Origin of the sequence: Actinacidiphila glaucinigra, from assembly GCF_900188405.1 — a bacterium.
GTDB lineage: Bacteria > Actinomycetota > Actinomycetes > Streptomycetales > Streptomycetaceae > Actinacidiphila > Actinacidiphila glaucinigra.
This window is the reverse complement of record NZ_FZOF01000024.1, coordinates 94983-108477: the sequence shown is the minus strand read 5'-3', so window position 1 is coordinate 108477 and position 13495 is coordinate 94983. Positions and strand designations below refer to the sequence as shown.

Annotated in this window: 15 protein-coding genes; 7 read left to right on the top strand and 8 right to left on the bottom strand. The window is 73.2% G+C overall.

What is annotated here, in order from left to right:
- Positions 1 to 250: 250 nt before the first annotated feature.
- On the top strand, positions 251 to 1522 hold the full coding sequence (locus tag CHF15_RS33480) for a phosphotransferase (protein ID WP_089227671.1): 1272 nt from the start codon (positions 251 to 253) through the stop codon (positions 1520 to 1522).
- Between the two features lie 62 nt (positions 1523 to 1584).
- Here CHF15_RS33480 and CHF15_RS33475 read toward each other — a convergent pair whose 3' ends face one another.
- On the bottom strand, positions 1585 to 2004 hold the full coding sequence (locus tag CHF15_RS33475; RefSeq protein ID WP_089227670.1) for a GNAT family N-acetyltransferase: 420 nt from the start codon (positions 2002 to 2004) through the stop codon (positions 1585 to 1587).
- A gap of 104 nt (positions 2005 to 2108) precedes the next feature.
- Here CHF15_RS33475 and CHF15_RS33470 point away from each other — a divergent pair, with 104 nt between their 5' ends.
- The 3 genes from CHF15_RS33470 (at position 2109) to CHF15_RS33460 (ending at position 4950) form a co-directional block, all read left to right on the top strand.
- On the top strand, positions 2109 to 2981 hold the full coding sequence (locus CHF15_RS33470; RefSeq protein ID WP_089227669.1) for a dihydrodipicolinate synthase family protein: 873 nt from the start codon (positions 2109 to 2111) through the stop codon (positions 2979 to 2981).
- Positions 2978 to 4006, top strand: coding sequence for an aspartate-semialdehyde dehydrogenase (locus tag CHF15_RS33465; protein ID WP_089227668.1), 1029 nt, complete (start codon positions 2978 to 2980; stop codon positions 4004 to 4006). The genes CHF15_RS33470 and CHF15_RS33465 overlap by 4 nt, the downstream gene beginning before the upstream one ends.
- A gap of 116 nt (positions 4007 to 4122) precedes the next feature.
- Entirely contained in the window at positions 4123 to 4950 is an 828-nt protein-coding gene (locus tag CHF15_RS33460) for a MerR family transcriptional regulator (RefSeq protein WP_089227667.1), read from the top strand.
- A 4-nt stretch (positions 4951 to 4954) separates the two neighbouring features.
- On the opposite strand, the gene CHF15_RS33455 is transcribed toward CHF15_RS33460, so the two are convergent.
- The 4 genes from CHF15_RS33455 to CHF15_RS33440 form a co-directional block, all read right to left on the bottom strand.
- The gene (locus CHF15_RS33455) at positions 4955 to 5503 is read right to left on the bottom strand and encodes a DinB family protein (protein ID WP_089227716.1); all 549 of its coding nucleotides are present in this window, start codon (positions 5501 to 5503) and stop codon (positions 4955 to 4957) included.
- 86 nt (positions 5504 to 5589) lie between these two features.
- A complete protein-coding gene (locus tag CHF15_RS33450) occupies positions 5590 to 6369 on the bottom strand; it encodes a 2-phosphosulfolactate phosphatase (protein ID WP_089227666.1) in 780 nt (259 codons plus the stop codon).
- A 9-nt stretch (positions 6370 to 6378) separates the two neighbouring features.
- Positions 6379 to 7449: a MerR family transcriptional regulator gene (locus CHF15_RS33445; RefSeq protein WP_089227665.1), complete on the bottom strand. Its 1071-nt coding sequence runs from the start codon at positions 7447 to 7449 to the stop codon at positions 6379 to 6381.
- 94 nt (positions 7450 to 7543) lie between these two features.
- Positions 7544 to 8002: a bacteriocin immunity protein gene (locus CHF15_RS33440; RefSeq protein ID WP_089227664.1), complete on the bottom strand. Its 459-nt coding sequence runs from the start codon at positions 8000 to 8002 to the stop codon at positions 7544 to 7546.
- A 134-nt stretch (positions 8003 to 8136) separates the two neighbouring features.
- Between CHF15_RS33440 and CHF15_RS33435 the strand changes: the two genes are divergently transcribed.
- The 3 genes from CHF15_RS33435 to CHF15_RS33425 all read left to right on the top strand — a co-directional run bounded on the left by CHF15_RS33435 (position 8137) and on the right by CHF15_RS33425 (position 9778).
- Positions 8137 to 8640 carry a helix-turn-helix domain-containing protein gene (locus CHF15_RS33435; RefSeq protein WP_089227663.1) on the top strand — a complete coding sequence of 168 codons (504 nt, stop codon included), beginning with the start codon at positions 8137 to 8139 and terminating at the stop codon, positions 8638 to 8640.
- A 76-nt stretch (positions 8641 to 8716) separates the two neighbouring features.
- A complete protein-coding gene (locus CHF15_RS33430) occupies positions 8717 to 9358 on the top strand; it encodes a hypothetical protein (protein WP_089227662.1) in 642 nt (213 codons plus the stop codon).
- Positions 9359 to 9445: 87 nt separating this feature from the next.
- The gene (locus CHF15_RS33425) at positions 9446 to 9778 is read left to right on the top strand and encodes a DUF2516 family protein (RefSeq protein ID WP_089227661.1); all 333 of its coding nucleotides are present in this window, start codon (positions 9446 to 9448) and stop codon (positions 9776 to 9778) included.
- A gap of 40 nt (positions 9779 to 9818) precedes the next feature.
- On the opposite strand, the gene CHF15_RS33420 is transcribed toward CHF15_RS33425, so the two are convergent.
- From CHF15_RS33420 to CHF15_RS33410, 3 genes are all read right to left on the bottom strand, one after another.
- Entirely contained in the window at positions 9819 to 11087 is a 1269-nt protein-coding gene (locus tag CHF15_RS33420) for a PP2C family protein-serine/threonine phosphatase (RefSeq protein WP_089227660.1), read from the bottom strand.
- A gap of 301 nt (positions 11088 to 11388) precedes the next feature.
- Positions 11389 to 12420, bottom strand: coding sequence for a C40 family peptidase (locus tag CHF15_RS33415; protein WP_089227659.1), 1032 nt, complete (start codon positions 12418 to 12420; stop codon positions 11389 to 11391).
- Between the two features lie 136 nt (positions 12421 to 12556).
- On the bottom strand, positions 12557 to 13357 hold the full coding sequence (locus CHF15_RS33410; RefSeq protein ID WP_089227658.1) for a class I SAM-dependent methyltransferase: 801 nt from the start codon (positions 13355 to 13357) through the stop codon (positions 12557 to 12559).
- Positions 13358 to 13495: the final 138 nt, after the last annotated feature.

The following is a 13495-nucleotide window of genomic DNA, read 5'->3' as shown; positions in this document are numbered from 1 at the left end:
CCGCAGCCGTTTCGCGCCGGAAGTCCCGGTTCACCGATTTCGAGGGATTCCATCGTTCAGGCTAGCTCGGGGGGCGCTTAGATGAGATCCTTCAGGAATAATTATGCAGCGTCTCGGCCTGTGCGACGTGCGGCTTGCATAGTTTGGTGGGGCTGGGGGGCTTGGAAGTGAATAAAGATGCGGTGGGGTTCAGCCCCATGCGCGTCGAGAGAGGGATACGCTTCCCTTTTTCTGATCCTCGAGGAATCCCGTGACCAGCCCTACCCGCGAGTTCGCGTCGCGAATCGCCACCGAGGTGGTAGGCCCACTCAAAGGGCACCATCACGAGGCATATGCCGTCCGCCTGGATCCCGGTACGCCGCTCGGCGCCAGGTTCAGGTGGCTGAAGCTGCGCGAACCACGGGATCGCGTCTTCTGGTACGACCACAGGTGCTTCGCGTCGGAGGAGCAGCTGGTCCTTGAATTGGGCGGGCGGGTTCCGTGCGTTCCCAAGGTCGTCGATGTGAGCGAACTGGTGGACGCTCCAGCCGGTGTGACCTTCATTGAATTCATCGAAGGCAGGACTCTCGGAGACCTGACATTTCCGGGAAAGTCGGTCCCCCGGCGCTACAGAAAAAAATTGATTCAATTTTTCGGGTCGTTGGTGTCGATCGATGCGGCAGGTGTCCACGCGGATCGTGTCTGCGGGAACGGACCGGCCGAGCCGGGGCACCTTCCTTTCGGTGGTGACGACAGTACGAGTTTTCTGGAAAACCTGATCGGTCACACCCGGGGGGTCTATCGCGAGAAGAGGCCGGTACTCGATCCGCTTCTTGATGCGCTGGCGATTCCGGAAAGCCTTCTGGAAGCGCTCCCCGAGGAATTGGGAGGGCTCACCAGGCGCCCGTTCGCCCTCTTGCACGGTGACCTGCACCGCGAAAACCTCGTCGTCGACGGTGCGGGGGAACTGTGGACGATCGACTGGGAGCTCGCCCGTATCGGTGACCCGCTCTACGACCTCGCCACGCACCTCCACCTGATGCGCTACCCCCGCCGGCAGGAACGGCAGATGGTCCGGGGCTGGCGGAAGGCCGTGGGGGAGAGTTCACCGGGGGCGTCTGACGCGGTGGGGCGTGATCTTCCCCGCTACCTCGCGTACAAGCGGGTCCAGTCCGTCTACACGGACGTGATGCGCGGGGCGATGACGGTCAGTTGGGCTGAGGGCGGACCGGAGCTGCGCGAGGCGGTGACGCACGCCGTCACGTCCATCGCGGCGGCCCTCACCCGCGCCCGGCGCGGCGAGGACGGCACCGGCCTGCGTCACGTGGGCTTGCGGACCGTGGCCACTCCCGAGCAGATCCAGGAGGAACTCCTGCGCTGGCTGGGGGAGTACGGAGACCTGGCCAGGAAGACGGAGGACATGCGGACGGCAAGTGGTGCGGGCCCGGATCCTCGGCCCGACACCATCTCATCCGTCGACCCCGTGCTTCTTGACGCCGAGCAGAACGAGGCAATCGGGCTCAGGCGCGACGCCACCGTCTGAACGTGCGCGACGACCGCGGCGCCGCCGGGGCTCAAGAGGGTCCCGGGCGTCCCGGGCGGGCTTCACAACCCGTACGACATCCAGTGCCCCGGCTCCGCGAGCGGGGTGAAGCCCACCTTCTTGTACACCCCGTGCGCGTCGTGCGTGGCCAGCAGCACGAGCCTTACGCCCAGCCCCTCCACGTGGTCGCGGGCGGTCGTGGCGAGGGCGGTCGCGAGGCCGCGGCCGCGGGCGGCCGGGGTGACGTAGACGTCGCAGAGCCAGGCGAACGTGGCGTGGTCGGTGACGACGCGGGCGCAGGCGACCTGGGTGCCGGTCTCCCTGTCGTACGCGCCGAAGTTGAGGGAGGCGGCGATCGCGGCGTCCTGGACGGCGCGGGGGCGGCCGAGGGCCCAGTAGGCGTCGGTGGAGAGCCAGTGGTGGACCAGGGCGGCGTCCACACGGGCGGGGTCGTCGGAGATCTCGTACCGGTCGTCTCTCATGGGGCCCGAGGCTAGGGGATACGCCTTCGTGCAGCACTGCTTACCGGTGCGATGAAGGACTATTAACTGGACCTTGAGGGTGCTGTGGCCCCACGCTCAAAGGCATGGGTATTCACGTACCGCTCATCACCCCCTTCGACGAGGCGGGCCGCGTGGACGCCGGCGCCCTGGAGCGCCTGGCGCACGAGGTGGCCGACGGGGGCGTCGCCGGGCTGGTGGCGCTGGGGACGACCGCCGAGGCGGCGATGCTGGACGAGGCCGAGAAGGCGGTCGTCCGGGAGACCGTGGGGCGGGTGTGCCGGGAGCGCGGGCTCTGGTACACCGTGGGCGCCGGCGGGACGGACACCCGCAGGGCCGCCGCCGAGCTCGCGCAGCTCGACGCGGACGCCGCCCTCGTCTCTGTGCCGTCGTACGTCAGGCCCTCCCAGGACGGGGTCGTCGCGCACTTCGAGGCGCTGGCCCGGGCGTCGGCGGTGCCGCTGGTCGTCTACAACATCCCCTACCGCACCGGGCTCGCCCTCACCGCCGACACGGTGCGCCGGATCGCCGCTATCGACGGGGTCGTGGGCTTCAAGCACGCCGTCGGCGGCATCGACCAGGACACCGTGCTGCTGGTGGGGGAGGTGCCGCTGTACGCGGGGGACGACGTCTTCGCTCCGGCGCTGCTCGCCCTGGGCGCCGAAGGGGCGATCGCCGCCTCCGCGCACCTGGCCACCGAGCGGTGGGTGGAACTGGCCCGTTTCCACGATCCGGAACAGGGGCATGCGCTCGCGAGGCTTGCCGCCGCCCTCTTCGCCGAGCCGAACCCCGCGGTGATCAAGGCGGTGCTGCACGTCCAGGGACGCATCCCGAGCCCCGACGTGCGACTGCCGCTGCTGCCCGCGGGGCGCCCGTCCCTCGGGTCGGCACTCCGGGCACTCGCCGCATCGGGGGATACTCGGGACCGTACGTACGCACTGATCGGAGAGACCGGATGAGGATCGGAATCGTCGGAGCCACCGGCCAGGTCGGCGGTGTCATGCGCAAGGTGCTGGCCGAGCGCGACTTCCCGGTGGAGCAGCTGCGGCTGTTCGCGTCGGCCCGTTCGGCCGGGCGCACCGTGCCGTGGAAGGACGGCGAGGTCACGGTCGAGGACGCGGCCACCGCGGACTACACGGGCCTCGACATCGTGCTGTTCTCCGCGGGCGGCGCCACCTCCAAGGCGCTGGCCCCGAAGGTCGCTGCCGCGGGCGCGGTCGTGATCGACAACTCCTCCGCCTGGCGCATGGACCCCGAGGTCCCGCTGGTCGTCTCCGAGGTCAACCCGCAGGCGATCGCGAACCGCCCCAAGGGCATCATCGCCAACCCGAACTGCACCACCATGGCCGCCATGCCCGTGCTGCGCCCGCTGCACGAGGAGGCGGGGCTGACCGCGCTGGTCGCCACCACCTACCAGGCGGTCTCCGGTTCCGGCCTGGCCGGTGTCGCCGAGCTCGACGGCCAGGTGCGCAAGGTCGCCGACCGGGCGACCAAGCTGGCCTTCGACGGTGAGGCCGTGGAGTTCCCCGAGCCCGCGGTCTACCAGCGGCCCATCGCGTTCAACGTCGTCCCGCTCGCCGGGAAGATCGTCGACGACGGCCGCTTCGAGACCGACGAGGAGCAGAAGCTCCGCAACGAGTCCCGCAAGATCCTGGGCATCCCGGAGCTGAAGGTGTCCGGCACCTGCGTCCGCGTGCCCGTGTTCTCCGGGCACTCGCTGCAGGTCAACGCCCGCTTCGAGCGTCCGGTCAGCGTCGAGCGCGCGTACGAGCTGCTGGGCGCCGCCCCGGGCGTGGAGCTGTCGGAGATCCCCACCCCGCAGCAGGCCGCGGGCAAGGACCCCTCCTACGTCGGCCGGATCCGGGTGGACGAGACCGTCGAGCACGGCCTGGCGCTCTTCCTCTCCAACGACAACCTCCGCAAGGGCGCCGCGCTCAACGCCGTCCAGATCGCGGAGCTGGTCGCCGCCGAGCTGCGCGGCTGACCCCGCTCGCCCCCCCGATGCCCCGGCGCCGACCGCGCGCCGGGGCATCGCCGTCCCGCTTGACCCTCACACCGCTTGACCCTCACACCGTGTGAGGCGGTGGACTCGGAGACGTCATGTTCGGAATCGGAGACTTCGCCAGGCACGGCCGCGTGTCGGTCCGCATGCTGCGTCACTACGACGCCGTCGGACTGCTGCGCCCCGACCGTGTCGACCCCGCCACCGGCTACCGCCACTACGCCGCCGGGCAGCTCGCCCGGCTGAACCGCATCATCGCCCTCAAGGGCCTCGGCTTCACGCTCGAACAGGTGCGGTCGATCCTCGACGAGGAGGTGAGCGCGGAGCAGCTGCGCGGCATGCTGCGGCTGCGCCGCGCCGAGCTCGCGGCGGCGATGGCCGCGGACGCGGCCCGGCTGGCGGGCGTCGAGGCGAGGCTCCGGACGATCGAGAGCGAGGGACGGATGTCCACCGACGACGTGGTGATCAAGCGGGTGCCCGCGGCACGGCTCGCGGAGCTGACGGCGACCGCGGCCGGGTTCGAGCCGGCGCAGATCGGGCCCGTCATCCAGCCGCTGTACGACGAGCTGTGCCGGCGGCTGGACGCGGCGGGCGTGCGCCCCGCCGGGCCGGGGATCGCGTACTACGAGGACGCCCCGGAGGGAGAGGGCGCGATCCTCGTCCACGCGGGGCTGCAGGTCGCGGTCGAGCCGGACGGCGGGTACGACTTCGCCGTCGTCGACCTGCCGGGGCTGCAGAGCGCGGCGACGATCGTGCACCGCGGCTCCATGGACGACGTCCTGCGCTCCGAGCAGGCGCTGGCCCGCTGGATCGACGCCCACGGCCACCGGTCCCTCGGCTACCCCCGGGAGCTGTACCTGGAGTGCGAGGGGCATCCCGACACCTGGGTGACGGAGCTGCAGGAACCGGTGGCCACGGGGGCGTGATCGGTCACCCCATCGGCTTGCCCTGCTGAGCCGCCTCGGCGACCAGCTCGAAGGCCGTCCGGCCGTCCAGGGACTCGCGGATGACGTCCGCGTGCCCGGCGTGCCGGGCGGTCTCCTCGATGAGGTGGAGCAGGATCCAGCGGGCGCTGACCTTCATGCCCGGCGGGTTCCAGGGCGCGTCCGGCAGCGGCACCACGACGTCCAGGTCGGGCAGCGCCAGGATCGCCTCCTCGGTCTCCCGCCCCGTCCTCGCGTACTCCTCCAGCCAGCCGGCGAGGGTCTCGCCCTCCACCAGCCGGAAGCCGTCGAGGTAGTCGGCCTCGGTGCCCTTCTTGTCCTCGTGGCCCAGCAGCAGGCCCTGCACCCAGGACTCCTCGGTCCTGGTGACGTGCTTGACCAGCCCGGCGAGGCTCATCTCGCTGACGCTGGGCCGCGAGGAGGCCTGCTCGTCGGTGAGGCCGAGCACCGCGCGCCGCACCCCGCCGCGCTGCGCCTCCAGGTACGCCAGCAGTGCGTCCCGCTCACCCGTCTCGTTCCGTACCACCGTCGGCATCGCGCGCTCCCCTTGGTCGTGGGTCCTGGCCTCGGGCGCCGGTCCTCCGGCGTCCTCGATGTCTTCGACGGTACGCACCCTTGCGGTCAGTTCCGGTCCGCAATGGGCCGCGAGGAGAAGGCTCCCCCGGACAGGACGGGTACGACCGAGGCGGCGTCGAGTTCCGTGGCGATCGCGACGTCCTCGGGGAAGCCGCCGCCTCTGAGTTCGCGCCCGGAGGCGCAGGCCGCGACGGCGGCGGCGGGGTCGGGGGTCCCGGTGAAGGCCGCGGCCGCGGTCCGCGCCTCGGGGGAGGGGGTCACCGCGGGCGCGCGCTCGCGCAGCGCGGCGACGACCGCCCCGGCGCCGAGCAGGTCCTCCAGTGCGGGGCGCAGGGTCCCGTCGGGCCAGCGCTCGCCGGCGGCGACCACCGCGACGGGGCGGTCGCGGACGCCGTAGCCGTGCCGGGCGAGCCACGCGCCGACGGCGCTCGCGTTGCGCAGTGAGGCGGCGACCACGGTCGCCGCCTCCCCGGCCGCGGCGGCGATCGCCGACCCGTTGGGGGAGGGCAGCACCAGCCGCGGGGTGAAGGGCGCACGGCGCAGGGCGGCGGGGGACAGCGACCACGGCGAGCGCTCGGTCACCTCCCGCCGCCCCACGGCCAGCCGCGCACCGACCCGCCGCGCGTACGCGGCCGCCGTCGCGTCGCGCCAGGCGTACGGGTGCACCGCGGTCCCCGCCTCGACGGCCACCGTCACCGCGGTGGTGAAGGACAGGACGTCGACGACGACCAGGCAGGCCACGTGCGCCCCGACCCGCCGGGCGCCCTCCGGTCCCCACTCGAAGCGCACCCCGTGGCCCGTCTGCAGAAACCATTCATCGCTCATGGGTCGGGACTATGCCGCCGTGGCCCTCTCATGTACATCGGCGACCACGCAACTGACGTTGTCCGGACCGCCGGCGGCGTTGGCCAGCGCGACCAGCGCGCGCACCGCCTCCCCGGGTCCGGCGCCGGAGGCGAGGACCCGGTGCAGCTCCTCGTCCGGCACGACGGTGGACAGGCCGTCCGTGCACAGCAGGTAGCGGTCGCCGGGACGGGGATCGTGCAGCCGCAGGTCGGGCAGGCGCCCGGCCGGGCGGGTGCCCGAGCCCAACGCCCGTACGAGCAGCGACCGCTGCGGGTGCGAGACGGCCTCGGCCTCGGTCAGCCGGCCCTCGTCGACCATCGACTGCACCATCGTGTGGTCGTGCGTGATCCGGAAGAGCCCGCCCTCGCGCAGCAGGTAGGCCCGCGAGTCGCCGATGTGGACGAGGGCCAGCCGCTCCCCGGACCACAGCAGCGCGGTGAGCGTGGTGCCCGAGTCCGCGAAACCGCGCACGGTCTCGTCGGCCCGGTCCAGCGCGTCCTGCAGCACGTCCAGCAGACCGCCCGGGGCGGTGCCGGCGTCGAGCTCCTTCAGCGCGTCGACGGCGGCGGCGCCCGCGGGCGCCCCCTCACCGCCGAAGCCGTCGGCCACCGCCAGCAGCCGTTCGCCGGCGTAGGCGGTGTCCTGGTTGCCCGGCCGGACGAGGCCGGCGTCGGAGAGGGCGGCGCAGCGCAGCTCCAGGGGGTGGTTCGCGTCGTTCACGGCGGAGTCCTTCCGGGACAGGTGATCGACGAGGAAGGCGGCCAGGTCCCGCCGGGCGCCGTGCGCGGCCTCGGTCCGCGCCCAGTACACCCGGATCTCCCGCGCGGCGGCGGGCGCGTCCAGCGCGCACACCTCCCGTATGCGGGCCAGCGGCATCCCCAGCCGCCGCAGCCAGGCCACGAGCCGGGCGCGCTCCAGCTGGGCGGGCGCGTAGTGGCGGTAGCCGGTCAGCGGATCGACCCGCGCGGGTGTCAGCAGCCCCAGCTCGTCGTACAGCCGCAGCGCCTTCGGCGACAGCCGGGACGCCTTCGCGAACGCCCCGATCGTCAGCGAGTCCATGGCGGGCTCCCTCCCTCGGGCCGGGCACACCGCCCGGCCGCTCCGATGCTGCGGCCTGCCCCAAGGTCAAGGTCAACCGGCCGCCCGGGCTCTTTCACAGGGCGATCGGGCGGTAGGCGAGTGCCGCCTCGACGATCCGCTCGGGCGGGGCGTCCTCGAGGCCGGCCGGCGGGTGGAAGAGCAGGTCGCAGGCCCGGGGGTGCGGGGTGTTGCAGTCGAGGAGCAGCAGGTGGTAGTCGGTGTCCTCGCCGGCGGGATCGGCCTCGACGCGGCGGACGATCTCGACGAGTTCCTCGCGCGTGATGTCCGCCACCCGCGGCCGGGCGGGCCGGGCGGCCTCGCGGGCGAACTCCTCCAGACCGCGCGACGCGTCGTAGCAGGTGAAGTCGGACAGCAGGTAGTCGTGGCCCGTGCGCTCGTTGAACGCGGCCACGGCCTGGTCCGCCGGTTCGCCGGACCCGGCCAGGTCCTCGATCCGCTCGATCTCACGGGCGAGCTCGGCCAGTCGCTTGGGGCCGACGGGCGGCGGAAGCAGTTCGGGTCGCAGGTCCACGCAGGCATTGTGCGCGCGGGCGCCGACAGCGGGCGCGCGCGTGGCGGGCCGGAGGGATGGGTCACACGACCGTAACGAGACTTTTGCAAGCACCTTGCTTGCAAAAGTTAGCACCGCGCGGCATCCTCGGAGTCATGGCTTCACTGAACGTCGGCACCCTCGGCGAGTACCTGCGGGAGCAGCGCCGCAACGCGCAGCTGTCCCTGCGTCAGCTCGCCGACGCCGCGGGGGTGTCCAACCCCTACCTCAGTCAGATCGAGCGCGGGCTGCGCAAGCCCAGCGCAGAGATCCTGCAGCAGCTCGCCCGGGCGCTGCGCATCTCCGCCGAGACCCTGTACGTGCAGGCCGGGATCCTCGACGAGCGGGACCAGGGCGACGGGATGGAGGTACGGACCGCCATCCTGGCCGACACGGCGATCAACGAGAAGCAGAAGCAAGTCCTCGTGCAGATCTACGAGTCGTTCCGCAAGGAGAACGCCGCAGTGGAGGAAGCTCTTGACGAGCAGCCCGCTGCGCCGCGCGAGCACGCGGCGAAGAAGGCGGCGAAGAAGGCTGTCGCCGTGCTGAAGCCGAACGCGTCCGGACCGGCCGGACAGGGCAGCGGCGGTGGCGGCGGCGACGCCGCGGCCGCCGGGTGACCGGCCGCGCCCGGTCGCGCGGAACGAACGATCCAACAGGCGTACCCGCCACCATCCTCAAACGGGAGAAACCCTCATGGCGATCACCGAAGACATCGTCAAGACCCTCAAGGACCCGACCCCGCTGTACGCGCTGGCCGGGACCGCGGACCTCGCGGCCGAGAAGCTCAAGGAGGTCCCGCCGCTGATCGAGAAGATCCGCGCCGAGGCCCCCGAGCGGATCGAGAAGATCCGCGGCACCGACCCCAAGGCCGTGCAGGAGAAGGTGACCGCGCAGGCCAAGGACGCGCAGACCAAGGCGCAGGCCAAGGTCAACGACCTCCTGGGCACCATCGACGGCGACCTGCGCAAGCTGCGCGACTCCGCGCAGGACTTCGCGCTGCAGCAGGTGGGCCGCGCCGCCGAGTACGCGGTCCGCGCCAAGGAGGCGTACGACGGCCTCGCCGAGCGCGGCAAGGACGCGGTCGCCACCTGGCGCGGCGAGGCCGCCGAGCAGGTCGAGGACATCGCCGTCGCGATCGAGCCGGAGCCCGTCCCGGCGGCACGGCAGGCACCGGTCTCGGACACCAAGCCGGCTCCGGCCCCGGCTCCGGCCCCGGCTCCGGCCCCCGCCCACGCGCCGTCCCCGGCGCAGGACGGCCAGGCGAAGAAGACCCCCACGGCGAAGAAGGCCCCCGCGGCCAAGAAGCCCGCGACGCCGGGCAAGCCCGCTTCCTGAGCGGCCGGCCATCACGGGCCGGGCACGCGCGGCGTGCCCGGCTCGTTGTGCCGGTACGGTGGGAGCCGATGACGGAGGTGGACGGCAATGCTGGTGCAGGGCTTCTACAACTTGCTGGGCTGGGTCTCCATCGCCCTGCTGGTCTTCGCGCTGTTCGCGCTGGTCGACGCGGCCATCCGGCGTGAGGACGCCTACCGGGCGGCGGACAAGAAGACCAAGGCCTTCTGGATGATCATCCTGGCGGTGGCGGCGGCCCTGATCGCGATCCTGCCGATCATGTCGTTCCTGCCGGTCATCGGCCTGATCGCGGTGATCGTGTACACGGTCGACGTGCGTCCGGCCCTCAAGCAGGTGTCCGGCCCGCGGCGGCGCGGCGGCGGCAGCAGCAGCGACGGCCCGTACGGCCCCTTCAACCGCTGACGCGGTCCACCCGGCCGGCTGACCGGCCGGGGCCGCCGGATCAGGCGCCCGACTCCAGGAGCATGAGGGCCACGTCGTCCGTCAGCTCCCCGCCGTTGAGTTCGCGCACCTCGGTCATGGCCGCGTCCAGCAGCTCCTCGCCGGCCAGTCCGGCCGACAGCTGCCGCCCGACCAGGTCGACCATGCCCTCCTGGCCCAGCCGCTGCGCGCCCAGGCCGATCCGGCCCTCGATGAGCCCGTCGGTGTAGAGCATCAGGCTCCACGCCTCGCCCAGCTCGAAGCGCGCGCCCTCCCAGCAGTCCTTCTGCGGCAGCAGCCCGAGCGCCGGGCCGCCGTGCTCGTACGGCAGCAGTTGCGGCGCCATCCCGGACAGCGACAGCAGGGGTGCCGGGTGGCCGGCCAGCCACAGGTCGGCGGCGCGGCCGTCCGGACTGATGTCGACCTGGCAGAGGGTCGCGAAGATCTCGTCGTCGGAGCGCTCGTGCTCCAGGACCTGCTGCAGCGTGCCCAGCAGGGCGGCCCCGCACAGTCCGGCGAGCGTCAGCGCGCGCCAGGCGATGCGCAGCTCCACGCCGAGGGCGGCCTCGTCCGGGCCGTGGCCGCAGACGTCGCCGATCATCGCGTGCACGGTGCCGTCCGGGGTGCGGACGGTGTCGTAGAAGTCGCCGCCGAGCAGGGCCCGGCTGCGGCCGGGCCGGTAGCGGGCGGCGAAGCGCAGGTCGGCGCCGTGGAGCAGCGGCGTGGGGAGCAGCCCGCGTTCCAGCCGCGAGTTCTCCTGGGCGAGCAGCCGGGTCTCGGTCAGCTGGCGCTGCGCGACGTCCGCGCGCTTGCGCTCCACCGCGTAGCGGATGGCCCGGGTCAGGTGGGACGGGTCCAGGTCGGCCGGGGTCAGGTGGTCCTGGGCGCCGACGCGGACGGCCTCGGCGGCGCGCTCGGCGTCGGTGTCGGTGCCCGCGGTGAGCACCAGGACGGCGGTGCGCGGGGCGAGCCGCAGCAGTTGCCGCAGGCTGTCCATCGCGTCGGACGCGCCGTCGGCGGCCTGGGCGGAGAGCTCCAGCAGGATGCAGTTGACGTCGTCCCGGAGCAGTCGCTCGGCCTCGGTCAGGTTGCGGGCGCGGCGGATGCGGACGCGCGTGCCGGAGATGTCCAGCAGGTCGGGGACGGTGAAGGCGCCGGCGGGGTCGTCACCGATGACGAGCAGGGTCAGGGCAGGGGAGGTCCGGCCGTCGGCCAGGGGTGTTTCCTGGCGCGGCCCCGGCACGGCGGCGTACTGGTCGGTGCGCCGCCCGGTCGCGGACATCGGCGACATCGGACAATTCCTTCCCTCCCCCCGAGGGCAACGTCCCGGAGCGGTCGGATCGGTCGGATCGGTTGCTCAGCTCCGAGAACACTGAAGGGCGACCATAGCGGTAGCGCCCGGCGGCGGGGGAGGCCCTGTTGGTAAACCGCCCGTGTCATATGCGGTGCTGAGCTGCGGATTTCGGCCGCGGGAGGACGAACCGGGCATGACCAACGTCACGTTTGCCCCACCGGGGCGTGGTGCGCGTCACGCGACCGGGGTCACAGGACGCAGGTCACAGCGGGCGGTCGCCCCGCGCGGCCGTGCGCGGTCACCCGGGGCGCACGACCCCGAGGACGGGCATCGACCCGGCCCCCGCCATCGTGACCCGCCGCCCGGGGCGCGGTGCGTGGACGATGGCGCCGTCGCCCACGTAGATGCCGACGTGACTGGCGTCGTCGAAGTACACGACCAGGTCGCCCGGGCGCATCCGCGCCACGGGGACGCGCGGCAGGAGCCGCCACTGCTCCTGGGAGGTGCGCGGGATGCCGACCCCGGCGGCGTGCCAGGCGGCCCGGGTCAGCGCGGAGCAGTCGTAGGCGGCCGGACCGTCCGCTCCCCATATATAGGGCTTGCCGATCTGCGCCGAGGCGAAGGCGACGGCGGTGGCGCCCTGCCGGGTGGCGCCCGCGGCGTCGCGGCGCAGGCGGGTGGCGGCGTCGGTGCGCAGCCAGGCGACCTGGGAACGGTAGGCGGCCTCGTCCTCGAGCCGTTCCAGCCGTGCCCGCTCCCGGGCCTCCAGGCCGGCGAGCAGGCGCTTCGCCCGGGCCAGCCGGCCGGTGACCTCGCGCTCGGCGTCGGCGGCCTCCTTCCGGCCGGCCATGAGGCGCTCCCAGGCGACGGTCGCGGAGCGGGCGTAGGCGCCCAGCTCCGCGGTGGTCGTACGCAGCTGCCCGATGGTGGCGTCGGCGGCCTGGGCGCCGCGGTCGGCGAGGGTGAGTCCGTCGAGGAAGGCGCCCGGGTCGTCGCTGAGCAGCAGGTCGAGCCCGGGGCCGATGCCGCCGCCGCGGTACTGGGCGCGGGCGAGCGCGCCCGCCTGGGCGGTGAGGGTGCGCAGCCGGGTCTGCTCGCGGTCGATGACGCGGGCGAGCGCGACGATCTGCTGCTGCTGGGCGAGGACCCGTTGGTGCGCGGAGTTGTAGGTGTCGGTGGCGCGTTCGGCCTGCCGGTAGAGGGCGTCGACCTCGGCCCGTACGTCCTGCAGGGTGCGGCGCGGGCGGGGCGGATCGGCGTGCGCGACCGGCACGGGGGCGGCCAGGATCAGCAGCAGCGCGGCACAGGCAAGGCAGGCCGTACGCTTCATGCGGGCACCTCCGCTGCGTATCTGACGATCCGTCACATGGCTGTGGATGGTGCCACGGAAGACGCGAATCGGCCAGAGCCGCGGGCCCGCGCATCGCGCTCCGGGCGCCATGCGGGACCGGCCCCGGCGGCGGGGATCAGCGCCGCGCCGGCGCCAGGGCCTCCCAGCGGACGGTCACCTCGCCCTGGCGCCAGCGGGCCGGGGTGTCGGTGACCGGCCAGCCGCCCGGACCCGCCAGGCTGCGCACCGTGCGGATCCAGCGCTGCCGGGCGCCCAGGGAGGCGAAGGGCGCGGCGGCCGCCCACGCCCGGTCGAAGTCGGTGAGGAACGCGTGCACCGGCTCGCCCGGCACATTGCGGTGGATCAGCGCCTTGGGCAGCCGCTCCGCCAGGTCGGAGGGGCGCTGCAGCGAGCCGAGCCGGGTGGCGAAGGTCACCGTGCGCGGCCCCTCGGGGCCGAGCGCCACCCACACGTGGCGGCGGCCGATCTCGTCGCAGGTGCCCTCCACCAGCAGCCCGTCCGGCGCGAGCCGGGCCCGCAGCCGCGTCCACACCTCGGCGACCCGCTCCTCGTCGTACTGGCGCAGCACGTTCGCCGCCCGGATCAGGGCCGGCCTGCGGCCGCCCGGGAGGGGCACCTCGAAGCCGCCGTGCGCGAAGGAGAGCCCCTCGCGCGCGTACGGCCGGGCGGCGGCGACCCGGGCCGGATCGATCTCGATGCCGACGACCTCGGCGTCGGGGCGCGCGGTGCGCAGCCGTACCAGCAGCTCCAGGGCGGTCCAGGGTGCGGCGCCGTAGCCCAGGTCCACGGCGAGCGGGTCCTCGCTGCGGCGCAGCGACGCCCCGTGCTGGGCGGCGATCCAGCGGTCCATGCGGCGCAGGCGGTTGGGGTTGGTCGTCCCCCGGGTCACCTCTCCGACCGGCCGTGTCGCACGCATGCGTCGAGCCTATGCGAGCCGGCGGGCGCGGGATCCGGGCCATGTCGACGGTCACGCTTTGGCAAAGCGGAAATGGATCTAGGCCCTCCGCCGGTTGGCACTGTTGATGGGTGGCTTCCGCTCCGCCGCCCGTGGAGA